A 26,492-nucleotide genomic window follows, 5' to 3' on the forward strand; every position below is an offset into this window, starting at 1 on the left:
GAGAAAAAGAGGCGATGAAATTGCTCGGAATTTCATCGAAAAGTACCCTCCAAAAATACCGTGATTTTTCCTACATCACATTTTACAAAATCAACGCTCGGAAAATTTTATACTCAAAATCTAGCATCGAAAATTTTATTCGGGAGAATAAACAGTCGCTGGATGATTAGAAATTTTCAACAGCTTATGGAGTAAAAATAAAATAAAAAACGTGGGAAAACCACATTTTTAAATGGACTACTCTCTATAACTTACTCCGATTTTTTTACGATTGATGAGTTCAGCAATCGTAAAAATAACTAAAACTCTTTGTTTTCTCTTGACTTTATACTTGGGTTTCTTATAGTAGGAAGGTTGCAACAAATTAAAAAACAAAAATCCAAATTAAAAATGAGTCCTTAAAAAACTAAAAATTTTTGTTTCTGAAGTACAGTAAGAAACAAAACGGAGTCGCCATATCCTTCGATCGTGATAGGCAAAAGTTAAATTATTAAATTAAATTTTCTAAAATGAAAAGAAATTCTTTATGGGCAATCGCCCTATTATTATGTAGTGTGTTATTTTTATCGTCTTGTGCAAACAATGATGATGTAGTGTCTAACCAAGAAACCGTATCTTCTTCAGGTCTTGCGATCTCTGACCCGCAGGTAAAGAAAGAGATTGAGTTTATGAAAGAGAAATGTATTATTACCAATGATACATATCAAAAATGGCAAAATAGATCAAAAGAAGATTTATTTTATACGACAGATAAGTTGATTGATGAAAAAACCAATAAAACTTCATTGCAGGAAATGTACGTAATGAGTGAGAAAGGTTCTTCCGATTTTCAACTTATGGATAGAGTTGCTATCCAAAACATGATGAAACAAACTCAATCTGATAATTCTACATCAGCACGACACAGACGATATGAAAATATGTTTGGGTCAGCAGGAGGGACAATTACTTGCCGAATATTTACTAGCGGAGCGGGAGCTGTTCCTAATGAATGGCGAGCAGCCTTACAATCTGCTGTTTCTTATTGGAATGGTCTCGGTTTAAAAGTGAAGTTCAAAACTGTTGACGCTACTAACACTAATATTGTTGGAGGTTACGTGAATGTCTACATGGGAACGGATAACTCTTTTACATCTACTACTTATGCTGGAGGAAGTAGTCCTACAGTTCCTGGATACTTTGGAGAATTATTAATCATTAATAAGGATTATAATAACAATGATCCTAATAGAGCTAAATTAACTCCATCAGGAAGAGCATATGCTATTGCTCATGAGTTAGGACACGTAGTTGGATTTCTTCATACAAATGGATGGGATGGAACTAACGTTGATAGCAGTATTGATTGTGCAAAATGGTGGCAAATAGATACTTCATCAGTTATGTGTCCGTACTCTAATCCTGATCAAGCATGGGTTGGGTTTTCGGATTGTGATAAAAAAGTTTTTAAATACTACTGGGGGTATTGATCCCAAATAGTGTAACACAATCTCGTTTCTGAGATGAGGAAAGAGGCAGGTTTTTTATCTGCCTCTTTTTCGTATTTTGAAAAAAGAGCTCTTAAAAACTCCTCCTTTAAAATGTATCAAGATATTTTTTCTGAGTTCCAGTTAAGTTATATTGAGAAGTTAAAACTACTCGTTAAATATTAATTTGAATAGAATATAATCTTATTTTTGTTACTTTGTATTAACAATTAGAACAAATTATAAAAATGTCTGAAACATTGACTATTACATCAAATAAACTTACTTTCTCGGGTCATGATACTTTTCATTGTAGACAATTATGGCTAAAGAAAGGGTATGATTTTGTAAAAAAGGGGAATAAATTCACGGATAGTGAAGCGGTTGTTTTATTGGGTGTGGGTAAAAATATGGTTTCTGCAATCTACTTTTGGATGAAGGCATTTAGATTGATAGATAAAGATGGAAATACTACAGATTTAGCTGACTATATTTTTTCTGTAGAAGGTAAAGATCCTTATTTAGAGGATGAGGCTACATTGTGGCTACTCCATTATCATTTAGTGACTCATGGGCTTGCATCAATATATGATTTAATTTTTAATGATTTACGAAAGGAAAAAATAGAATTTACAAAAGATAATTTCTTAGCATTTGCAGAAAGAAAAGCAAATGAAATTGGTTTTACTCAATTTAACAAGAAGACAGCCGGAACAGATTTCGATGTATTAACAAGAATGTATATCAGGACTACTGAGCAGGTTAAAGATAAGGAAGATACTTTTTCTGGATTATTGACAGACTTAAATCTTATACAAGAAGAAAGGAAAAGTAGCAGTTTATATTCGATCACTAATGAGAATCGTAATAATCTACCTGAGGAAATTATCTTATATACTATTTTGGATAAACAGGATTTTCAAAATTCAATAAGTTTAAATATCTTGTTTCAAGATAGGAATCAGGCGGGTTCTGTTTTTGCTATTACCAAAAATTTATTAATGGAAAAACTGGAATCTATTTCAAATAACTCAAAATACCAGAAGTATGGTATAACATTAAGTGACCACGCTGGTATAAAAGAGTTACAAATCACATCTAAACCCACCAAGTTTGATGTTTTAAATCATTATTATGGCAAATAAATTCACTACATCTACTAATATTATTCGTGATACGGATAGGGAATTGAAGTATATACCTACTCCTAATGCCATTCGTATAAGTAATCAGATCAGTAATGATTTTAAACAAGGCATAAGATCATTTAATATAATTGGATCTTACGGAACGGGTAAAAGTTCATTCTTATGGGCTGTAGAACAAACACTGAAATCAAATAAATCATATTTTGGATTGAATTTACTTTCTAAGCCAAAAATAGATTTTATTAAAATAGTAGGTGAGTATAAATCATTGAAGGAATCATTTGCTGATTTACTTGGAATAAATGATGATAAAAACATTACAGAAAATATCTTCTCTGAAATATATAATCGTTACTATGATTTGGACAAGAAGAATCCACTTCTTTTTATTGTAATAGACGAGTTTGGAAAGTTTTTGGAGTATGCTTCCCAAAATGAGCCCGAGAAAGAGTTATATTTTATTCAGCAATTGGCTGAATTTGTAAATAATTCGGATAATAATATTGTTTTATTGACAACTGTACATCAAAATTTTGATGCCTATGCCATCCATTTAGAATTCTCACAAAGACAAGAATGGACAAAAGTAAAGGGGAGATTTAAGGAAATTACCTTTAATGAACCAATTGAGCAATTATTATTCCTCGCAGCTGAACATCTAGAAGAAAAACAATCGACCAACAAGAAAGAAAAAATAATTAATGAATTAGTTGAATTACTAACAGTTTCACAGGTTTTTAATGCAAACGAGGACTATATTAATGAAATAGCTAAAAAACTATATCCATTAGATGCAATATCTTCTTACGTATTAACTTTATCCTTACAAAAATATGGTCAAAATGAGCGATCATTATTTTCTTTCTTAGAATCAACAGATCACACGGGTTTATACCAACACAGTATATTACGGGATGGTTTTTATTCAATAGCTGAAGTATATGATTTTTTGGTATATAATTATTTTTCTGATCTTAACTCAAGATATAATCAAGATTTCAATGCATGGAAAACAATAAAAACTTCTTTAGAAAAAGTGGAAGTTTTGTTTGATAAACATCTTCCAGAATATGAAAAATTGGTCAAAACAATCGGTCTCTTATCAATTAATGCGCAGGCTGGTTCCTACATAAATCGTGATTTTCTGACGAAATATGCTGAAAAAAGTTTAGGAATAAAGAATGCGGATAAGTTAATTGATGATTTAGAAACAAAAAAAATTATTTTTTACCGAAAATACAATAACAGATATATTCTTTTTGAAGGAACCGACTTAGACATTCCGACAGCGTTATATGAGGCGGGGAACAAGATTGATGATATTACAGATGTAGTAACCTTACTTAATAAAAATTATTCATTACCCCCTGTTCTTGCTAAAAGAGCAATGTTTGAAACAGGAACCCCTCGTTTATTTGAGTATAAAATATCGTCTCAACCTATTTCTATAAAGCCTGAAGGAGATGTTGATGGATTCATTAATTTAATTTTTAATGAAAAAAATATTCTTGAAGATATTAAAAAAATCTCTGCAAAAAATGAGGAAGCTATCCTGTATTGCTATTATTTAAATTCTAAAGAGATTAAAGATTTACTCTTTGAAATTGAAAAAACAAGAAAGGTAATTGAAGAAAACATTGATGATAAAGTTGCTGTCTCAGAGCTTAAAAATATTATTGTACACCAACGTAACTTATTAAACCATAAAATACTCAACAGTTTTTTCGGTAATAAAACGTCTGTAATATGGATTTTCAATGGTGTAGAAAAAGAATTAAAGTCACAAAAGGAATTTAACTCTTTTTTGTCTGAGATTTGTAAAACGGTTTATTACAAAACTCCTTATTTTAATAATGAACTTGTAAATAAACATAAAATATCGACATCTATACATACAGCAAAAAGAAAATATTTCAATGCTTTGGCTAATGATTGGGATATGCCTCAGCTTGGTTTTGATACAGATAAGTTTCCGCCCGAGAAAACAATATATCTATCTTTATTGGAGAACAATGGTATCAAATTATGTGACGATAATTCGTCCAATTTGATTGAACCACATAATGAAAATAGATTTTATAATTTATGGGAGGCTTCCGTTGAGTTTTTAAACAGTGCTAAAATTTCAAAAAGAAGTGTTTTAGAATTTGTTGAGATACTGAGTAACAAGCCTTTTAAACTAAAACAAGGCTTTATAGATTTTTGGATTCCTACTTTTTTATTTATTAAAAGGGATGAATACGCCTTATTTAATGAGGGTATTTATACTCCTGTAATAAATGAAGATATTTTAGAAAGAATATCAAAACTACCTGAAGATTTTGAAGTGAAGGCTTTTGCGTTAGAAGGTGTTAAACTTGATATTTTTAATAGTTATCGTAAATTTTTGAATATTGATTTGAACAAAAATGGAAACGTTCAAACTTTTATTGAAACAATAAAACCATTTTTAGTTTTTTATAGAGGTTTGCCTGAATATTCAAAACAAACCAATCGTTTATCGAAAAAAAGTATCTCCATTCGAAATGCAATTGCGAATTCTAAAGATCCTGAACAGTCTTTCTTTGAAGATTTCCCTACTGCTTTAGGTTACTCTGTTGCAAAAATACAACGAGATAGAACCGAATTACAACATTTTATTGTTCAATTACAAGATTCTATTAAAGAAATTCGTAATTGTTTCGATGAATTGGTAAACCGTTTTGAATCTTTTCTACAAGATAATTATTTTGATAAACCAATAGTATTTGAAGAATATAAAATCAAATTTCAAAAAAGATATACGAGCCTACATCGTCATTTGTTGCTGAATTCTCAAAAATCATTTGTACAACGAATAGATTCTCAAATCGAAGATAAAAAAGCTTGGCTGAGTTCATTAGCTCAATCTTTAACAGGTAAATCATTGGAAAAATTTAAAGATGAAGACGAACTTTTACTTTATGATAAGTTCACTGATATGATTTTGGATTTGGATAGCTTGAATAGAATTTCAAAGAGTAAATTTGATGAGAAAAAAGAAGTAGCTTTAGATGTTCAAATTAACTCTTTTGAAGGAGGGATGACAAACAAAGTAATTCGACTGCCGAAAGGCAAAAGCAAAGATGTCGAAAATCTCGAAGCAAAAATAAAAGAGATATTATCAAAGGACAAAAGTGTTGATTTAGCAGCGATAACAACAGTTTTAAAAGATTTATTATAATGAGTAAAGTTAGGCACGTATTAGGAATATCAGGAGGCAAGGATAGTGCTGCTTTGGCTATATATATGAAGCAAAATTATCCTGAACTAGATATTGAATATTATACATCGGATACAGGAAAAGAACTTGATGACACTTACAATTTGATTGAAAATCTTGAAAATTATCTTGGTAAGGAGATTATAAAACTACCTGTTTTGTCTGACGATTCATTAAATCCATTTGATCATTATATCAAAATGTATAGGGGATTCTTACCAAGCTCAATGTCTAGATGGTGTACTAAAAAACTGAAACTAGAACCTTTTGAAAAATTCGTGGGTGATGATTTGGTAATATCTTATGTTGGTATTCGTGGGGATGAGAACAGAGAGGGATACATATCTAAAAAATCAAATATTCAGTCTATATTTCCGTTCAGAAAAAACATTTTTAGTGAAGATGTTAGTGCCAAATTTCTTTCAAACAATAATATTCATAATGTTTTAAAGTATTATGAAACATTAGATTTAGGAGAAAAGAGAGAGCGAATTTTTGAGGTTATAAATGAAGAAGTTTCAATTAACTTCAGTCAAACACAAAAATTGAATAGTCTGTTAGATTTAGGAATTAAAGAATACAATAATGCTGTATTCCAATTTTTACAAATAACAGATTATCCAATATCAAAAGAAGATGAATTTCCTCTGATTAATAATGAAGATATATTGGTTAGGGATGATATATTTAAAATTTTAGAAGAATCTGGTGTAGGTGTTCCAGAATATTACAAAGCGATAGAATTTGAAATAAATGGTAAAAAGTCTACTTATGCCCGAAGCCGCTCTGGTTGCTTTTTTTGCTTTTATCAACAAAAAATTGAATGGATATGGTTGTATGAGCAACATCCAGATTTGTTCCTGAAAGCAATGGAATATGAGAAAGAGGGTTACACTTGGATACAAGATGAATCTTTAGCGGAGCTAGTCCAGCCAGAACGTATAGAAAAAATAAAAGAAGAATACATTAAAAGTAAAGAACGCAAAAAATCAAAAGTACAATCTCCTTATCTTTTAGATATTCTTGAAGATGCTGAAGGAGAAGGTTGTGCAAGTTGTTTTATATAAATGAGAGAGGTTTTACAATATTATTTGAACAATTGTAGTCGAGGAGCTATTATTTACCAAAAAAAACTATCGTTTGATTTTGGAGATTTTCATATCGAGTACTCTATTCAAAATGAACCATCTGTTTTGGGGGAAGATGATGATGATCTCGACGATGACGATCTATTTGATATCCCCATTATTAAAGATGAAGATATTGATGAGCTATTAAAAATGAATATCTCATTTACCTCATATAGGATTGTAGGATCAGAATATTTAGGTTGGAGAGAAGATGACGAAAAAAGGCGTTCTATTACAAATGAAATGTATTATTTCAGTAAAAAACTTAAGAGATTTAATCCGAAATGTCTCATAGAAAGTGATATTTACTTTGATGATGGAGGAGACGATTGGGGGCTATGTGGTACAGAATCTAATTATTGTTTTAAGATAGAAATTACTGAAGATTTTTTTTGGAATAAAGAATTAGCTATATACATAAATAAATTATTCAGTTCTTTCGCTGAAAGTATCCCCAATTTTTACACAGTTTTCTTTAATAAAAATACGCCAATAAAAGATAATAAAATTGTCCCTATTTTATCTACTAATACAAAAGTTAGACGTTTAGGGTATTTTAAAATTTTATCCTTCTTTCTTCAGGAAAACAAAAAAGTGCCTGTAGTTGCTCTAAACAAAAAATTTGAAAATTTTTGTTTACAATACCAAGAATTATTGAAAGACAATCAATTTAAAAAAGGTTTAATTAGCGAAACAAAATCTGGCATTTCTGCAAAACCCTATATAGATATCGCAAATGATTTAGGCTTTCTAAATAAAATTAATAATATATATTATACAGGTAAATTATTTAAGGTATATCAAAACTTGCAAACAGAATTTGGGGATACTACAAATATATTTGAATTAAGTAATTTTGATAGATTATACTTTTTAGAGTGTATTTTACGAAACGACTTTTTTTATTTTAGTAATCTTTTAGAATTAATATTTATAGATGAAAAAACAACTTATTCTAATCTAGTCAAAACTTTCCAAACACAATTAATTGGATGTTTAGAAGATTATAAGAATTTAAATGTATTTGATGATAGGAAAGCGTTAAGCAATATAGATACAATATTGACAAGGATAAAAAAATGGGAAAAAGCTGATGTTTATTTAGAGCATATATTAATGCCTCGTTTAAATTGGATGTTAGACTTAGGTATTATTTCTGGAACAAACAACCAATTTTCTATCACTGATATTGGATTGAGAGTTTTTAAGCATTTAAGCATTTGGAATGATATTAACACTAATAAAATAATATCAGCAGATGCATTTCTTGATAGGTTTATGATTCATTTGTATGATGATTGTTACAATAATGAAGATATTACAAATCCCTCCGATATAGATATAATTTTAGAAAAGTTATATCAACATATAAATGAAAGTTTTGACTTATTTAAAACTCTTGCGCCAAATAGAGTAACAGCATCTCAAGCAGCAAATTATACTAAATATAAGTTATATTTGAATGATAAAATAAAGGTAGAATATCAGTTTGTTTTGGGAAGATTATCTGAAAAAGAGCAAGATAAGTTTATCTTTAAATATCAAGAGCAATATCAAGACGGTTATATTCAAAAAAAAAATTAAAATGGCAGATTTTCAAGAAACATACAAATTAAAAACAAATCCATTTCGTTTAACCCCTGCAACTAATCCTGAAGAATTAGTATGGGCTGGTTTCAAAGATGTTAAAGCGAAATTTGAAAAGCGAGTTGAGCGAAGCATCAGAATCCCTAATTCAACTTTGGTATTAAATTGGGGAGAATATGGCAGTGGTAAAACACATGCTGCAAGATATTTCAATAAAAAAAATGTTTTAGAAGAACTTGCTACTAAAGCGGGAAAGTCAATTCCTTACTCAATGGTTATTTCCTTACCCAAAGGCAGAGAACCTATTTATAGTATTTACATATCAATAATCGACAAGCTTAATATTGAAGAGTTAAGAACAATCTTTTCTGATATTGTTACAGAGATTCAAAGCTATATTGAATCTATAGGATCCAATATTCATATACAGAATGTGTTAAAAGCTGTTTTCAATCCTGAAATTTCACATTCGGAAATAAAAAAATATTTATATGGAAATGTATCGGCTACAGAATTAAAATCCTTTAATAGCTTAAATATTCTTCGTTCTTTGAAAGATGACACAGACTATACTGCAATAATTTCTGGATTGATTTCTTGTTTAACCTACAACAAATTAAAATATTCCTGTGTAATTATATGGATTGATGAATTCGAAGATATTGCTGTATTAAATAATACCAATATTGATAAAACTAATAGTTTTCTCAGGGAAATACTAGATAATGCACCCAATAATCTCTTATTATTTCTTAATTTAACTCAATCAGCTCTTATATCTGCTGAAGATTTAGGACAATATGTGTATGAAAGTGTACGATCAAGAATTAAAGAAAGAATTTCTTTTGATCTTCCTAATCCTGATACATTTAAAGAATATTTAATAGAGCTTTTAGAAGAATTTAGAGTAGATGCTGATTCTAATCCATATTTTCCATTTGAGGAAAATGTAATAGATAAACTGATACAGGAACAAGGTAGCGTATCTCTTAGGCAGTTTAATGAATCATTATCTTTATTACTTGAGCTTTCAGATATGGATGAAAAATGCCCTATAAATATGGAGGTTTATCAAGAATACGAACCTGAAATTATTTGGCATAAAGATTAATATATGGGTAATATCTGTTGTTTACTGGATGCCTGTACTGCAATAAATCTAATTCATATTGATGATGAAAACGATTTTATTTTAAAAAAATTGGAAAGATTAGATTGTTATATAAATGATGTAGTTTTCGATGAAATTAAAGGTAATGTATATGCAAGACTTTATATTAGAGAAGCTTTGAAGTATTCAAATAAAGAAGATATAGCAAAAACAAAAAAAGGAATAGAGAAAAAATTAACATTTTTTAGAGGCAAGAAAAATGATAATAATACTCTTTTAAAAGAATTAGGAACAGATTTTTTTGAGAGAGTAAAAGGTTTTACTAATTATACTAAAAGACCAAACGGAGAATTATGTTCAACTGCTCATGCACTATATATAAGCAGATGCGATGAAAAAAAGATTTTTTTCTACACTGATGATATTCCTGCAAAAGATTTTTTTGCACCATTTTTTGATTATCAACAGATTGGACATATTAAAGACTCAGTAGACTTGCTTATACTTCTTTATTGGTTAGATGAAAAATTTACAGAACAGCAAATTAAAAAAATGTTGAGTGATTTACATTCTCAATATGCAACTGATGTTACGTTATTGTTAAAAACTTTAGAAAATTTTCAACAGAACGTTGTAGATGCACAATATAGAAAAAGCTACAGAGAGGTAACTGAAAAAATAAGTTTACTAGTATATAAACTTCGGCAATTCAAATTTCAAGGAATCAGTGAAATCAAAACATTTTTCGAAAACAAAAGAGCAAAACACAAAAATATAAATGAAATCTTAGATCAGTTTTCATCTGTTTTTGATTTGGATAATGGTATTAAAAATGAAAATTTACTAGAGAAAATTAAAAGAATTATTACTCAGATTGATTCGGATAAAGTCTATAAACTATTAGACTTGTGCTCTGCTTAATCATCCAAACTTCCCATCAGTTGTTCCATACCAAAATTCAATAGGAAATCAGAGTAATAACTATCGAAAACATCTCGAATGTAATCATCGATAGTTATTTCTTCATCATTATTTTCAGCCACTAAAGAAAGTCGGTAATTTTTCTTTTTGGTGATCATATATAGAAATAGAGAATGGAAATAAACTGAAGCGATATATCTCTTTTGAGCTACAATTATTTGTTCCTCATTTTTTAGCTTCTTGCGGTAATTCAAGAATACATTACTATCCAAATTGACATAAATTTTTTCTAATACATCTCCCGAAGCTACAGGATTTATAACAGTGTCATAGTTCATAGAAATACCTTGAGATTCCAAGTCATCCCATTGTTCTTTCGAAACTCTTACCAATTCAGGTAATCCAATACTGCTGTAATCTTCTTCCTCTTTAGGTGCAAGTTGCTTTTTTTCTTCGGGATCGACAATTTTGAGGAATACAATCTCTTGGAAAAAATCGTTACCAGCACCTTTCAACGATGCTTCAATTTCTATTTCATCGCCTTGTCTGAGTTCTATGTCTGGATTGAACGTAATTTTAATTGTTCCTTTATCCGGACTTGATTTAATAATGTTTAATAACTCTCCTGGCTCTTTTTCACGCCCTTGTTTGTCCCCTCCTTTATTATCAGTCCGTTTTACTCTTAAAATGCTCACTTGTAAGTCGCCGGGTTCATCAGTACGATCAAAATAATGATCTTCAACATCAGTCTCAAACCGCAATGTCTTTTCTCCTCCGATTGGTACAGGAATAGGACTGTTAGCTTTATGTTGTAATTTAAAAAAGCTAGGAAAACGTTCTGGTTTAAAAGGTTTTTGTTGTTTTTCTTGTGGTCTGTTGCCTGTATGCTCTTTTTTCTCCGGTTTTTCTTTTGATTTTTCTTCGAGCTTAAGAGTATTTTGTAATAACTTGAATAGTTCGCTATCCTTGGATAAATTTTTCGCAAAGCTCTTTATCAGTTCAGAAGTATCTTCACTTTCTAATCCGATAGAATCTCTTCTTCGCTTATTAATATCATCAAGTTTAGATTTTGTTAATTTTTTTCGTAAATAATCCCTTAATTCTTCTGCTTTTGCTCCATTCTTCAAACGATCTCGAGAAGCCATAAAAAGGTCTTTTCTAAATTCATACTTCATCTTTGTACAATCCACATTGATGAGCAAATAATCTTTGAGTAAATTATATTTTAAACTTCTTGTAATAAATTCGGAAGTATAATGACCATGAACTTGTCCGTTCATTGAAAATAATACGGACATATTATTTTTAAAATACCTACGCTGTATATCCGCTTTAGTCTCTTTAACTGTTTTTCCTTCTTGCTTTGCCTTAAAAACATAACACGTAACTTTCATTTTGCCGAAAAGAGTATCTTCATATTCTTCAGAAAACCAATCTTCAACATAATCCTTTTCCTCCTCCAAACGCCGTTGAAGACCATAGGCAGTAGTTTCTAAAACCTTATTGTTTGGATAACGTTCCTTGGTATCAATAGTGAATATTGGTAAAACAGGTTTAAAGAGAAATTCATTCAAACTTTGGTTTAAATCTTGAGCGAATCCGGAAATTCCTTTCATCTGATAGGAATACATTTTAATAATAGAGCCTGTTTTAAATTTTCTGTTAAGGAGCTTTAAATCCAATTCCGAAATATCAAAAGAAGGAATTTCTCCGTCAATTTTTAAATACTCATACCATGTATTTTTTTTAGTTTCTAATTCATCTTTCGATAAAGGATGTTCTCTCACTAATGTAAAACCAAAATTACCGGAATTATCAAATCTTTTAGAACCAATTAATTGATAGCCTTTGGTTCCACAAAATACAATTGCACCACTACCACCCATGTTGTATTTTCCTTGAACAAAATGAATCTCATTTTTATTTCCTCGCATTAAAGAAAGAAAAGTTTTCTCAAAATCTTTAGGATGCTGTCCTTCTCCATTATCATAAATAATCACAGAACTTTGCTTAGTTGGACCATCTGCTATGATTTGTATATCTTCAGCCTGTTTTCTTCTAAATGTATTCAAATCCCAATTTTTGTTATTTGGGAAAAATACTTCTATTGCTTCATCCATCGATTTCGGTGCATCTTTACTTTTAGGATCTAATCCTAATTCAAGGCATTTTTTCATCAACGTAGCATCAATAGAGTTAGTAACTTTTTCAACTAATGCTGCAATTGGATTAGATTGCTGATTTTCAATGATACTGAAATTAGATTCATTTTCTCCAATTGGAAACCAGTTTAATGCATTTTTTAAGTATGCATTCCCAGAGATAAGTGCATCGACGTCGGCTTCAGTTTTACAGAGATATAGTAATTCGAATAAAGTTTTAGGCATAAGAAATACTTAATTATCGGATTGCTATAAAGTTATGAATTCTTTCTAGAAATATTTCGATATCTTCCTTTGTATTCTCCTTTCCAAGAGAAATACGGATACTGCTCATAGCATTATCATTAGAAAGTCTCATTGCTAAAAGAACATGCGATGGTTGAACCAAAGCAGAATTACAAGCAGAACCGTTACTTACAGCAATATCTTTATTCATACCAATAAAAACTTCAGTATCGAAATTAGGAATACAAATATTTATAGTATTATAAATTCTTGAAGCATTTTTACCATTTATAAAAGACCCATCAATTTCTAATAATGCTTTTTCCAAAATATCTCGAAGGTTTTCAATATGAACACGATTGATTTCCATTTCCTTTTCAGCAATTTCGAATGCCTTTCCTAATCCAGCTATCAATGGTACATTATGCGTTCCGCTTCTTAATCCATTTTCTTGACCTCCGCCATGAATTAATGGTTGTATTTTATTTTGTTTTGTAATTGAGTGGTTGATATATAATCCTCCAATGCCTTTAGGAGCATACATCTTATGACCAGAAAAGCACAGTATGTCAATATTGGATGTTATGACGTCTATAGGTATTTTTCCTACTCCCTGTGTACCATCACACACGAAATATACGTCAGCTTCTTTTGTTATTTTACCTATTTCCTTAATCGGATGAATAACGCCTGTTTCATTGTTTACCCACATCAAACATACTAACAAAGTATCTGATTTTATTAGAGACTTTAACAATTCCAAGTCTACTATACCATCATTATTTACAGGGAGGTAATCAATTTCATATCCAATACTTTCTAGATAATGGCAAGTTTCTAAAACTGCTTTATGCTCTGTAAGACAAGTAATAAAATGTCTTTTTTTATTATTGGGATGTAATGCTAAGCCTTTTAATGCCAAATTTAGGCTTTCAGTTGCACCAGAAGTAAAGTAAATGTCTTTGTTGTTACACCCAATGAGCTGACTTATTTCTGTTCTTGTTGAATCTAAAATTGATTTTGCAGTCTTGCCAAATTGATATAAGCCAGATGCATTTCCAAAATACTGATCAAAGTATGGTTTAATTGCTTCTATCACACGCTGATCAACTACAGTAGTAGCATTATTCTCTAAATATATAATATTTTTGTGCATCTTAGGTTTCTATAAATTAGAAAACTTAATTAAATAATAACAAAGATATTATAATATATTCAATAAATATTTTTAACATCAAAACATTGTTCTTTATTAAAAACATTCTGTTTATTTGATATAATAAATATATTATCTAACTATAAATGGGAAGTAATTATTGACATTACAAAGGAATTATAAAATGACAAGATTATCGATGGTAGTCATGATTTGAAAGAGATTTAGAAAAAAAAGTGTAAAATTTTTAACTAGACAAAAACAAATTTTAAAAAGTCACAGGATCTTTTTTATTTTGTTGAACCCAATTTTTTCTTTCAAAGGATTTTGAATAAAGGATTTTTTCTTTCAAAAAACCAAAATGTTGTACTTTTTTAGTTTTTAGCAATTATTCAAAACACACAATTTAGTATATTTGAATAAGCTTTTTTGGAAGCCTTAAATTATTGCAAAATACTACCAATAAAGGAAAAACGAGAAGTTGCTCTTTGAAACCAAGATGAAATTTTATGATACAACGTAAACCGAGATTTGTTGTACCTATGTTGTACCCGAGATTTTTGGGCATAAAAAAAGCCCTCTTAAAAAGAGAGCTAAATCGCTGATAATCAGCTAGTACCCCAGACGGGACTTGAACCCGTACGTCCTTGCGGACACAGGATTTTAAGTCCTATGAACTTTGGTTTATCTTGGGCTACTATCCCCTAAAATGGGCTAATTCAGGCGTTTTAGCCTTCCATAATAAACCAAGATAAACCAGCGTAAACCGCCATTTGTTGTACCCATGTTGTACCCATATTTTGGAGAATAGTCTGAAAACTTTAGCTTAAATCTCCCTAGGGTTAACTTGCCTGTCCCTCTTTTTATAGCTAATTTAGCGGTAATAATACTACAGAATCGCTTTTGTAAAGGTAGAGTTTTTACTGAATTTTGAAAGCTATTTTGTTCAAAAAATTAAAAATTTATGTCATCAATTACCGCAATTTTACGAAAAAAACCGAATGCAAAAGGAGAATATCCTATCTATATTCGGATAACTAAAGAGAGAAAATCTACTTTTGTTGCTTTGGGATATTACATTAAGATGGAAGACTGGGACGAGAAACACAAAAAAGTAAGAAAATCTCATCCTAATGCTGTACGTCTTAACAACCTTATTACCAAAAGAATTACCGAGGCTGGAGGAAAACTTATTGAAATGGACGCTTCGGATAAGAATGTTTCGGTAAAAGCCATCCGAAAAAGAATCATCAACAAGGGAAACGACTTCTTTGCTATTGCCGAAGAATATCTTTCAAATCTGGAAAAATTGAAAAAATACAACCAACTCTCGGCAGAGAAGCCAAGAGTGACTCATTTTAGAGAATTTTTGAAATGCAAAAAATTTCCGATTGAGCAGATTGATGTTCCATTATTGAAAGCGTATCAATCTTATCTAAAAGCGGAAAGAGAAATTTCTGACCGAACGATTGTAAACCACTTGATTGTAATACGTACTATCTACAATTCAGCAATCAAAGAAGGAATTATTGACAACAAGAATTATCCGTTTGGAAAAGATAAAATACAAATCAAGTTTCCAGAATCTATTAAGATTGGCTTAACCCAAGAAGAAGTTTTGGCTATTGAACAATTGGAATTAAAAGTCGGTTCTAAAGAATGGCACACCCGAAATGTTTGGCTCTTGAGCTTCTATTTGGCAGGAATCAGGGTTGCCGATGTATTGGAAACTAAATGGGAGGATATTCAAGATGGAAGATTACGATACCGAATGAACAAAAACCAAAAAGTAGTTTCCTTGAAAATCCCTGACAAGGTTTTAACCATTCTTGCGTATTATGAACCTTATAAAGCCTTGAACGGCGGTTATGTTTTCCCAGAACTAAAAGGCGTTGACGAGAAAGATTCTAAAGCGGTGTTAGCTGCAATTAGAAATGCGAACAAAACTTTGAATAAGTATTTGAAAAGGATTGCCAAACTGGCGAAAATAAACAAGAATATCACGATGCACATCTCAAGGCATACGTTTGGGAATATCTCGGGAGACAAAATTTCTGTCCAAATGCTTCAGAAACTCTACCGTCACTCTTCTATAACCACCACCGTGAATTACCAAGCCAACTTCATTAGCAAAGATATTGATGATGCTTTGGATGCCGTGATTGATTTTTAGAGAAGTTAATAATTTAACCACGCCTAATGGGCGTGGTTAAATTTTATACCTTTTATCGTATTTTCGAACTAAAACTGAAGAGGTTAAATATTCGGTGAGGAGTAAACATATTAATTATCTTTAATTTAATTCAAAATTAATCCACTCTGATTTAAAACTTCCACACCCTTCTGGAAATTCTATTATATCAAGATAAATCCGGGCACGATACTTGCCTTTTTCATTTATATTATTAAATTTAAATAAATCATCCATTGTAATACTATAAACGAAAAGATTGCCATTTTTTAAAATAATCAATTCTTTATTACATTTAGGACAATTTATATCTTTAAAAGATTTTTTCTTATCTACAAATGATTCTGTTATAGCATCATATTTTTTTAATTCTATCAATTGAAAAAAGATAGGTGATATTTTTTTGGGAATCTTTACTTTTTTACAGTCCTTATTTTTAACAACTAGTTCTACATTATCATTAGTAGATTTGAAATAGTAGTCTAATTGGCACCTTTGACAGTAAAAAAAATTCACAAAGAATATTGAGAAAAACAAAATTATTTTCATTTTTTAAGGTCTAATAATTAAAAAAGGCAATTTAGTTTGCAATTTATACATATCATTCATTCGATTGTAATACTTATCAACACTATTCTTCCAAGATGAAATCATATCATTACTTGCAGATGGCAAATGATTTGCGTTTATTGTAGCCTGATATGCCCAATATTCTCTTAAGTATTTTAACTGGTCATTATTATCACTATATAGCCCTAGCATACTTTTTTGAAAAACGTGAACAAATTCATGATATATACTTCTAACAATCCCTCCAAATCCCCAATTAGCACTAAAAACAGGTTTGTTAATTTCTATAACTTGATTCTCAAACGCTCCTCCGTCGGTAGTCATCCAAGCCTCAAACTCTCCATTTTCACTTGCTTTATTTACAACATCAATAGAATAGTGACCTTCAACTCCCGAATCCAAGTTAAATGTCCTAATAACTAAATCAACAGCATCACAATGCTTACCTTCTCTAACAAATTTATTGAAGGCTTTTTTAGTATCTTTATATCTATCTCTATCTTCTTTAGTTGCTGTATCAGATTTTTTAGATCCTTCTATAAAATCATGTAGTGCGTGGTTTAATCCACTAACTATAATTCCCTGCCTTACTCCTCTCCAAAAATTTCCACCAGCAATACTCGAAGAAATCCCTCCACTTAGCCCACCTGCAACAATCATAATTGCTTTAATTATTGTTGGGTTTCTAGTCGCAAAGTTTGTGTATTTACCAGCTTCACTTACTGCACCTCCTAAAGTTCCTAAACCTTTTACCCCACTTGCAATCATTGAAGATATTGCTCCTGTTAAAAAACCAGAGCCAAAATTTCCAGTTTCGAGAGCAGACATAATTCCACCTGTAATAGCATGCATTCCAGCTTGAAAAGCCGCACTTCCCCAACTAAATCCAGAGCCAAAAGCTGAAGCAGCTGCCGAACCAATTCCTAAACTAATAGCACCCATTATAGCACTAGTAGTAGCTGCTTTCCCAAGCCCGTACCAAACAGGCACTCCCGCAATGGCATTCATTACAATATGAGTTGCTACCCCAATCCCCACAGCGATTGCAATGGCTGTTACAACAGCCGTAATAGTAATTGGCTCATTTCCATCAATGTCCAAAAATAAAAGCGGATTATTTAGTACATAGGAATACCTGTCGTATGATTGTGTATTGAAAGGATCAGGAACCAGATTGTCTGCACTCAGAAACTTTCTAAGTATCGGATCATAAATCCTGGCATTCATGTGGATAAGTCCTACTTTCCAAAGGTGCTCATGTCCGGTGTAACCTCTATCAACTAAGAAATTATAATTGATAACCTGCTGTGCATCAGTAATCATTTGTCCTGAAGCATTTACCAATGCTTTCAGATTACCCCAAGCGTCAAAAAAACGTTTTTCAACTACAGAACCATCGGTTTTGGTAATTGCAACTATGCTTCCTATATTATCTCGATGAAGGTAGTAATTGTTTTTTGAAGATAACGTACTGTTTTGAAGAATTTCCTTTTTTATATAATTTGCAGAATAAGGGTCACCTGTGAGATAAGTAACAATCTCTGTTACTGTACCTTTCTTCTTAATCTCAACAGCAAAATCCGATGAATAATATTTTGCTTCTCCCGACACAGATGATACCGAAGAATATCTTGTTTTAAGAATATTGTAGTCATAAGACAGATTCTCTTTTCCCGCCAGTATTATTTGCAAAGGACTTTTGAATGCATTATAAGTTATTTGAGCAAATCCTCTTTGTGTATTTACATTTTGCCCATTTGCATTAAAGTCTATGCTTTGAAGTTTATAGTCTGTATTATTATAATTATATTTCCCTAGCTCTGTGTTAGAGGTTATTCTGCCCCTTTTATCATAGGTGTATTCGTTTGTAAGAACATTGTTTACTGTCTCTGAAAGAAGTCTATTTAATGCATCATAAGTGAATTTTTCTTCTTTGTTGAATGTGAAGTTATGTCTCTTATTCAGCACACCTTTATTCATGTCAAAGTCATAACCAATATCTAATATATTTACACCATTCCTATTATGGCTTATTTTTTCTAATCCATATGTATTGGTATTATAAGTGTTGCTAAGCTGGTAACCATTTCCATATTCCATCAATGTTGTTCTACCTTTAGCATCAATATCTGAAACGTGCCAAATCATATTGCCATTGGTAACATCATTTTGTTGAATCAAAATACCATTGGCATCATAAATATTTTTTAAAGTAGAAGAACTGGTATAGGAAGGATTGGCAATTACCGTTTTAATAGTAACTTCATCTGCACGACCAAAGGAATCAAAAGTGGTGGAAGAAGTATAGGTAAATTCTGGTGTTTGCTCAACTTTTCCTTTGATACGATAGTATTGATCATATTGTGTAGTATAGGTAAAGGACTTACCATTACTTGTTCCTGTTATTTTTTCTGGAAGTTTGGTATTGGCATTATATGTATATGTTTTTTCAATATTTGTGTTTTCTGCAGCAGTACTACCATAGGTCTTTTCTGTAAGTGGTCTGCCAAGTGTATCATATGTAAGAAGTGTATATCCCTTTGGGTTATCTTCTCTAGTTAATCTTCCAATATTATCATATTCATAAGTGAAAGTACCTGCCGATGGATCTACAATTTTTTTCTTATTTCCCCAGCCATCAATTTCAAAGGTGGTTTTTATACCCTCGTAGTTTGTTTCTTTTAAAACACCATTTGGATAATAAGAATATCCTATAACACCACCATGGTCTTGATGTCTAATGGTATGTCCCATAGCATCAAGTGTTTTTGATGTCTTTTTTTGACCATCATCAACGGTCACTTTTAATCCTTCGTAACAAGTTTTAACAGTTACTCCTGTGTAAGTAATATTTTCTACAGGACGACTCTGTTCGTCATATTTTATTTCATTCCATTTTATAGAATTGCCTTCAAAGTATGGCTCAGAATATTTTACTTTCCTTCCAAAGATATCATATTCTATTTTTGTGACTAACCATTTACCATTAATTGATTGGGTCTTACTTTGAATTTCTCGGTCGAATTGGTCAAAAGTTACAATGCTTTCAACTCCACCCTCTCTTTTTTTAGAGAGATTATAAATACCATCTGTAATTCCAGCAGCAACAGATTTAGAAATTGTTGTTTTCTTTCCAAGGTAATCAGTTATTTGTGTAATGTTTCCCCAATTATCGTAAGCGTAATACGTTTTTAATCCTAAAGATGATGTTTCTTCTGACACCCTTCCTAATGGATTAACTACAGCTGTTGAAAATAGTCCATCAGGAGTTATTGTTTTGGTAACAAAACGTTTAGTAGCATCATATTCAAAAGTACTTGTCTGTGCAGTAATTCCTTGCGTAGCAACTGTTTGTGATAATACATTTCCAAAATTATCATACGTATACGAAGTAACAATGGGAGGTGCATTTGCGTCATTACTATACTGGTAACTTTCTGAGACAGCACCATTAGAATTATAATTAGAAGTCTTTCTTGATGTAAAAGATAACCCGTCTTTATAAGTGGTATCTTCTATACTTTCAATTGCGCCATAGTAATAATGATCACCATTATTACTTGTAGGCTTATAAGATAATTTTGAAACTGATGAACCAATACCATTATAATCTGTATAAGAAGTTTTGAGCTTCAGATCATCATTCTCATCGTAATCATATTTCTTAGAAATTGTAATTTTTCTTAAAAAATCTTTAGTTTCTTCTTCGGTAGAAAGAATTAAATATTGATTATTTCCTCTATCAAATCTTTTATTTACAGTTTTGGTTTCTGTAATAAATTTTTTAAGACCTCCATAAGTAGAACTGATAATTGAATTTTCATTCAACGGATCTTTGGTTTGAATAGTCCAGAAAACAGCTTTGGTAGGATATTTTATCTTGTATACTCCATTTTGAAAAACGGATTCATAAGCATCACTAGAGAACGTTTTTTGAAATCCTAAAAATCCTTTTCCATCTAATTGCTGAATTGCATTTTCATATCTGTATTCTTTTGTAAGGATTTTCCCTGAAAAAGTAGTGTGAATTTTATTTACCAGAAATGTTGAACCATTATTTTTATGTACGTAGTATGGGTAACTATATCCATCTGCATTCGAATTTTTAGTATAACAAAGCTCTGTATTACTATTAGCATCAACCATCATAGGTTTGTACTCTATCAGTTGTTGAACTGTAGATCCGTTGTCCACTTTTTTAATTAATCCTTCTGTGAACTTATCGTTATTAACTGTAAAAGAAAAATCTTTTCTTGTTAAAGGATCTGAAATAATAAGGCTTGATTTATAAGTGTTAAGCCTATTAAAATCAGTGGATTGAAGAGGTATAGAAAGAGGTGAAATTAAATCAGCATTTAAAGGAACAACTGTGGGCAAAGGATTAAAATTAGTACCACCTTGTGAATTGCTTTTATTTTGATGAAAATAAATTTTATTTGTATATAAGCTAGGCTTTGGAGTGATTCCATCAAATATAATTATGTCTTTATTTTCAATTGTTGCAAGATTCAATTTTTGTGTATCACTATACTTAACCCTTCCGAATTTACTAAAAGTCATTAAATCCGTTTTACCATCATTATTGAAATCGGTTGGTATAATTGAAGTTGCACCATATTCGGTATAATCATAAACATAGTTTGGGCCAGACCACAGTTTTTGCCAAAAAGAACCAGAAGCCTTAGCATAATGTCTTTGTGATGGCATTAAATAGGCTAATTTTTGTGCCGTGTAGTTCTTTTCAGTGATGTTAAATCCTTTCCCTGTGCCTATATACTCCCACCATAAAAGTTGTTCAGATTCCATTCTTTTTACTACAGAGGAAGTGTTATTATCTGCGTCAATGTAATAAACCTTTTTTGGGGTCATAAAATCAGTTAGACCATCTCCATTAAAATCACCAAATACTAATGGTGTTTTTCTTTTTGGACTAGCAAGCAGTTCATTATAAAAATCATTTAAAGGAATGTTTTGCAGATTATTAAATATACTGAATGTTTTGTTCAAAAAATCTACCTTGAAAATTGTATAAGATGTATCCCGAATTGTTAAAATCTCAGGTATACCATCTCCATCCATTTCTATAGGATAAATTTGGTCAAAAATTAAAGAATGATTATTAGTATTTGCTAAAGGAATCGTTTCAGTTTGTGAACCTATGGTTTTTCCTATTTCAAATAAGTTTATACTTGCGTTTGAGAAGAAAGCAGTTTGCGGAGTAAAATGAATAGCATCTAATAAACCATCATTGTTAAAATCACCAGTAATAAAGTCATCACTGCTTTTAGACATATCTATAGTACACTGCCCCGTACCAAACCAATCACACGTCCATGTTCCACTACTTTGGAAGTTTGTGTCAAGGATTCTTTTCTGATTTGTTAGTAAATCTATTATTTCAATTTTAGCAAACAGACCTGTTTGAGCTATGATAAGTTGATCCCTTTCACTTAGTTTGTTTTGAGCATTAAGTGCCTTACCAACCATCAATTTTGATCCTGCTCCAACCTGAATTGGAAGTTTTCCATTAACGGAATTTATTAAGGAAAAATTACCATCAACATCTTTGGATATATAACAAGTTGACAACTCTCCCTTTCCAAAAAAGTCACCTGCTACAATATCGCCTAATTCTTTTGTATTTGGAGCAAGTCCTGAATTTGACTTGATTGATTTCTCTACCACACCGTTTATTACGCCAACATTGTAGTCAAATTTTAATGGCTTAAGTTGATCTCCATTCTTGTTTTCTACATCTATATTTATCAATCTTTCAGTAGAATTTCCATAAATATAATCATGAGCAAGCGAATACTTTCTATATACGCCGTCATAAGTTGAATTGCTTGTAATAGATGCTAGAACGTATTTGCTCACGAATTTAATTCCATTTCGGTAGGCCTCAGTAGGTGTAGTTCGAAGTTTATATTCAAAAGTAATGCTAAATGGATTATTACTTCCACCATATGTGACTGAAGTAATTCTAGGTGAATTATCTTCAATCGTATAGTTGTAATTAATTTCATTATTATAAGAGTCGATAAATTTGGAGATGTAATATTGACCCGATACTAACTCTTTATACTTGGCAATTTTCCCATCGGTGTATTGTATGATAAATGAAAACTCTCCTGTAGATTGTTTTGTTATTTTAATCTTCGAAAATTTTTCGGTTGCAAAATTAGTATCTGATAATTTTATAAGACGTTGCCCATCAAGATAGAAAGGATCATTACCATCAAACTGAACACCTTGAGTAATTCCATCAACATTTTTGCTTTTACCTCCTCTTGTAATCATAGATATTCCTATGATATTCCAACCCCAACCAGCAGAACCATAGCCACTCTGGCTATTATATGCTAATGCAAAATTTGGTTGAAAATTGTTAACGCCCTTTAGTCCCTCTATTGGCACCATATACGTCAAAGCTCCAGTTTCATTGGCATTCATTTCAGCATTAACTGTTGGAGCAAGCGGATCAACCACTTTATTAGAAACATTCGAACCTATATTTGTACTGTATCCAGAGGTGTCATATTGTAATGAAATCTCTGTAATCTGTTTCTGAGCAGGTACAGATATAAGTAATAAAAAAAAGAAAAGTGAAGATATATAGAGTTTCATAGCAGTTACCATTTTAAAATATTCTTAGAAACAACTTGACCTGTGTTTAAAATAAAGTTTGCAACAAACACTCCCGGAAGTTGACCTTGAAGTGAAAAACTTGTAGAATTGATACCGTTAGTAGGTGTAAATCCATAAACCAATCCTCCAGCAGAATTGAAAACTTTTAAATTATTAATTTTATTAATAGAAGGACCACTCCAGGAAATATTTACAAGATAACTATTGTTTGAAGTAGCAGGATTTGGATAAACAACAATACTATTTTTAATAGCCTCTAATTCATCAGTTGTATATTCAACAGTTGATGGCCCTGTTGATGAACCACCACAGTTATTAGAGCTTATATTGTTACCCGCAATATCGTAACTGAAACATTTACTACCACTAGCATATGTTCCATTCGGCGTTTGCTCGATTTTTGTAATTGAAATTGAACAAATATTGTTAACAAGAGCATTTACATTATCCGTCCAATCCAAATAAGAATAATAATTTTGATAATCATTTTTTACTAAATCATCATAGCTCTGTATCGCAGGCTTATATGTAGCGTTTAATGGATTTGGGGTTGATTCAATATAAGTATTACTAGAAGTTAGTTGTAAAGAATTTATTGAATAAAATAAATTAGGTGTCTGCCAAATATTATGGATAAAGTTTGTAGGCATAACCCCTTGTCCTTGATATTGCCATCCCACTGAACTTTTATTAAGGAGGTGTGAGTTATTTAAAGTATATCCTAAATACAGTTGTTCTTTTGTATTTCTCAACAGTATCTTATCCTGTAGTATGATCTGATCTTCTTTACCAGCAGTTGTAGTAAAATATTCTGAAAATGGGGTAGAATTGCCTGGCAATGTACTGTATGCAATTACCATAAATTGCCCAGATTTTATTGTTTTTTCAGGAAACCAAAAAATTCCCTCATTATCCCCTAGATACCAATTTTTCAAATTAATATCTTTATCACTATAGTTATAAATTTCAACGAATTCTCCCCTGTGATGCTTTGTAGCATCTACATAACCGTTAGTCTGATTCCCAAATTTTAATTTTTCATTATAAGGAGTATCATAATAAACCTCTGTAATAGCAATTTGAGAAGAAAACTTATTAAAAATGAAAAAGATTAATAGCAAAAAAATAAATTTTAATTTCATAAGCCCGTTAGTTTTTTTTGTAAATTCTGAATATGAATTGGATTTTCATAAGAACGTCTCATATTCAGATAAGCAATAGATCTCTTTAACTCATCATTATTTTCCAAAAAATATTTAGGGTCTAGTGCAATTTTTACGATTGAACTTTTTGTGTCTAAATCTCCTGCTTTTTTACAATATTCAGCAATAATAACATTCATCCTATCAATTGAATGGGCAGAAGAACTTCCTTTCATTTTTCCACATTGATTCATAATTAAATCTTTTGCTTGAGACAAATTGGTTTTCAACAGCTCCAATTTTATTTTTCTTGTATTTAATTCAAACTGCTGTTGTGGGTCACTTATTTTCTCTGTCATAAACTGTACAAGAGAATCCATTATTGATGGAGCAGACAGGTTTTGAGATTCAGCTATTTTATAATGTACATCAAATAGAGAAGTAGCAGACCAAAAAGTTTTTTTTGAAGCATGATTTTTTGTTTCAAAAATCAATAATTTATCATATTGCTTAAGCTGTTTTGCTAAATCTCTGTATTGCTTAATAAAATGCGGGTCAAGATTGTTATTAGCAAGTATAGAAGAAGATAAATTTAAAGCATCTGCGTATTTTTTCTCTTTTCTCAATGCTTTAACATTTACTTTTTGCATTTCCCGAATATGCCGCTTTCTGTCTTCAGAAAATGGTTTAGCTTCTAAAACAGATAACTTGCTTGAGACCTGCTGTGAATTCAATCCGTTGAATCTATTTTTAAAGTTCTTTTTTTGCTCTTTACGATATGCTTTTAATAATTTATTATTGCGAGGATTTCCCGTATCTACATTTAGCGTGACATATTTGTTTATTTTATCAAGCTGATTTTGTATATTCTTTTTTTCTGGATGCCCTGCTAGTAATTCTTCATATTTTGTTTTTACATAAGTAAGTACACGTCCCGAAATGTTTAATTTTTGAAGAATCTTTTTATTCCCAAGCGATGCTTTAAAATATTCGTTATATAGGCGATGCTTTATTCTAAAATTATTCGGTAGATGAGTTAAAGCTTGTTGATACAAAAGAATAACTTCATATTCTTTATTTTTTTTATCAAGCAATATTTTTCTAATACCATTATAGGCCCTAACTTCTGCTGGGTCTATTGTGAGAACTTCTTCATAAGTACTCTTTGCTAAATTGTATTTTTTTTGCTTTCTATATTTTTTTGCCTTTTTTAATAATACTTTAGTATCATTATTATTTCCGTTAGGTGTTAAAAGTGTTTTTGAAAATAGTATTTTGGGGATTAGGGTGGATATAACTCCAAAAGACCCAAGCAAAAGAAATCTTTTACGCGTCATCATAGGCCAATAGTTTAAAGTAAAAAAGGGGAAGATCGGGTTTCAGGCCGGTATTTTGGTACTGTATAAGTATTAAATCAAATTGTTTAACTTCCCCTTGCATTGCAAATATATAATTTTTTTCTAATCTAACAAATTTTTTTAAAAGAAGTATTTTAAGGTTACAAAAATGTAGTGCTTTATGTTTCATTTTGCAGTAATGCAAGAACTGGAGGAACATAAAAGCCTCGAACTTAAGGAAAAAATCCCTATTGTTGTAGGAGAACGTATCCGTAAGGCACGAAAGAAAAACAAACTTTCGCAGACCGAACTTGCCCTTTTGCTTGGTAAAGACCGCCAATATATGTACAAAATCGAAAAAGGAAAAGTAACTCCTTCCATTTTTACAGTTGCCTCTATATGCTATGTACTTGAGATTTCATTATGTGAACTGCTTAGAGGGATACGACTGGAATAA

15 protein-coding genes and 1 tRNA gene are annotated in these 26,492 nt (G+C 30.9%); 9 read left to right on the plus strand and 7 right to left on the minus strand.

Annotated elements, in window-relative coordinates; translation table 11 throughout:
* The first annotated feature begins 593 nt into the window (after positions 1–593).
* The 7 genes from AC2A1C_RS12140 to AC2A1C_RS12170 all read left to right on the plus strand — a co-directional run bounded on the left by AC2A1C_RS12140 (position 594) and on the right by AC2A1C_RS12170 (position 10,604).
* Positions 594–1,469 carry a M57 family metalloprotease gene (locus AC2A1C_RS12140; RefSeq protein ID WP_484025990.1) on the plus strand — a complete coding sequence of 292 codons (876 nt, stop codon included), beginning with the start codon at positions 594–596 and terminating at the stop codon, positions 1,467–1,469.
* A 245-nt stretch (positions 1,470–1,714) separates the two neighbouring features.
* A complete protein-coding gene (locus AC2A1C_RS12145) occupies positions 1,715–2,611 on the plus strand; it encodes a DUF4007 family protein (RefSeq protein ID WP_484025991.1) in 897 nt (298 codons plus the stop codon).
* Positions 2,601–5,816, plus strand: a complete 3,216-nt coding sequence (locus AC2A1C_RS12150; RefSeq protein WP_484025993.1) for a hypothetical protein — start codon at positions 2,601–2,603, stop codon at positions 5,814–5,816. The genes AC2A1C_RS12145 and AC2A1C_RS12150 overlap by 11 nt, the downstream gene beginning before the upstream one ends.
* Complete coding sequence (locus AC2A1C_RS12155) at positions 5,816–6,922, plus strand: phosphoadenosine phosphosulfate reductase domain-containing protein (protein ID WP_484025994.1); 1,107 nt, start codon at positions 5,816–5,818, stop codon at positions 6,920–6,922. Before AC2A1C_RS12150 ends, AC2A1C_RS12155 begins: the two co-directional genes overlap by 1 nt.
* Entirely contained in the window at positions 6,923–8,569 is a 1,647-nt protein-coding gene (locus AC2A1C_RS12160) for a hypothetical protein (RefSeq protein WP_484025995.1), read from the plus strand.
* Between the two features lies 1 nt (position 8,570).
* Entirely contained in the window at positions 8,571–9,683 is a 1,113-nt protein-coding gene (locus AC2A1C_RS12165) for a hypothetical protein (RefSeq protein ID WP_484025997.1), read from the plus strand.
* A gap of 90 nt (positions 9,684–9,773) precedes the next feature.
* Positions 9,774–10,604: a hypothetical protein gene (locus tag AC2A1C_RS12170; RefSeq protein WP_484025998.1), complete on the plus strand. Its 831-nt coding sequence runs from the start codon at positions 9,774–9,776 to the stop codon at positions 10,602–10,604.
* Here AC2A1C_RS12170 and AC2A1C_RS12175 read toward each other — a convergent pair.
* The 3 genes from AC2A1C_RS12175 to AC2A1C_RS12185 form a co-directional block, all read right to left on the minus strand.
* Positions 10,601–12,991 carry a hypothetical protein gene (locus AC2A1C_RS12175; protein WP_484025999.1) on the minus strand — a complete coding sequence of 797 codons (2,391 nt, stop codon included), beginning with the start codon at positions 12,989–12,991 and terminating at the stop codon, positions 10,601–10,603. The two genes, AC2A1C_RS12170 and AC2A1C_RS12175, sit on opposite strands and share 4 nt — an antisense overlap.
* A 13-nt stretch (positions 12,992–13,004) precedes the next feature.
* Positions 13,005–14,147 (minus strand): cysteine desulfurase family protein, encoded by a 1,143-nt coding sequence (locus AC2A1C_RS12180; protein ID WP_484026000.1) that lies wholly within the window; start codon positions 14,145–14,147, stop codon positions 13,005–13,007.
* Positions 14,148–14,763: 616 nt separating this feature from the next.
* Positions 14,764–14,843 (minus strand) — tRNA-Leu (locus AC2A1C_RS12185).
* A 268-nt stretch (positions 14,844–15,111) separates the two neighbouring features.
* On the opposite strand from AC2A1C_RS12185, the gene AC2A1C_RS12190 reads away from it, so the two are divergent.
* Positions 15,112–16,320, plus strand: coding sequence for a phage integrase SAM-like domain-containing protein (locus tag AC2A1C_RS12190; RefSeq protein WP_484026002.1), 1,209 nt, complete (start codon positions 15,112–15,114; stop codon positions 16,318–16,320).
* 120 nt (positions 16,321–16,440) lie between these two features.
* Here the strand turns inward: AC2A1C_RS12190 and AC2A1C_RS12195 are convergent, their stop codons facing one another.
* From AC2A1C_RS12195 to AC2A1C_RS12210, 4 genes are read right to left on the minus strand one after another with little or no spacing between them, the layout of a single operon-like run.
* A complete protein-coding gene (locus tag AC2A1C_RS12195; RefSeq protein ID WP_484026004.1) occupies positions 16,441–16,887 on the minus strand; it encodes a hypothetical protein in 447 nt (148 codons plus the stop codon).
* Between the two features lie 3 nt (positions 16,888–16,890).
* Positions 16,891–23,535, minus strand: a complete 6,645-nt coding sequence (locus AC2A1C_RS12200; RefSeq protein WP_484026006.1) for an RHS repeat-associated core domain-containing protein — start codon at positions 23,533–23,535, stop codon at positions 16,891–16,893.
* 5 nt (positions 23,536–23,540) lie between these two features.
* Positions 23,541–24,698, minus strand: a complete 1,158-nt coding sequence (locus AC2A1C_RS12205) for a lamin tail domain-containing protein (RefSeq protein WP_484026007.1) — start codon at positions 24,696–24,698, stop codon at positions 23,541–23,543.
* Complete coding sequence (locus AC2A1C_RS12210) at positions 24,695–26,038, minus strand: tetratricopeptide repeat protein (RefSeq protein WP_484026008.1); 1,344 nt, start codon at positions 26,036–26,038, stop codon at positions 24,695–24,697. The genes AC2A1C_RS12205 and AC2A1C_RS12210 overlap by 4 nt, the downstream gene beginning before the upstream one ends.
* A gap of 196 nt (positions 26,039–26,234) precedes the next feature.
* Here AC2A1C_RS12210 and AC2A1C_RS12215 point away from each other — a divergent pair, with 196 nt between their 5' ends.
* A complete protein-coding gene (locus tag AC2A1C_RS12215; protein ID WP_484026009.1) occupies positions 26,235–26,492 on the plus strand; it encodes a helix-turn-helix domain-containing protein in 258 nt (85 codons plus the stop codon).

Source organism: Chryseobacterium sp. HNCC26DJ241, from assembly GCF_057180505.1.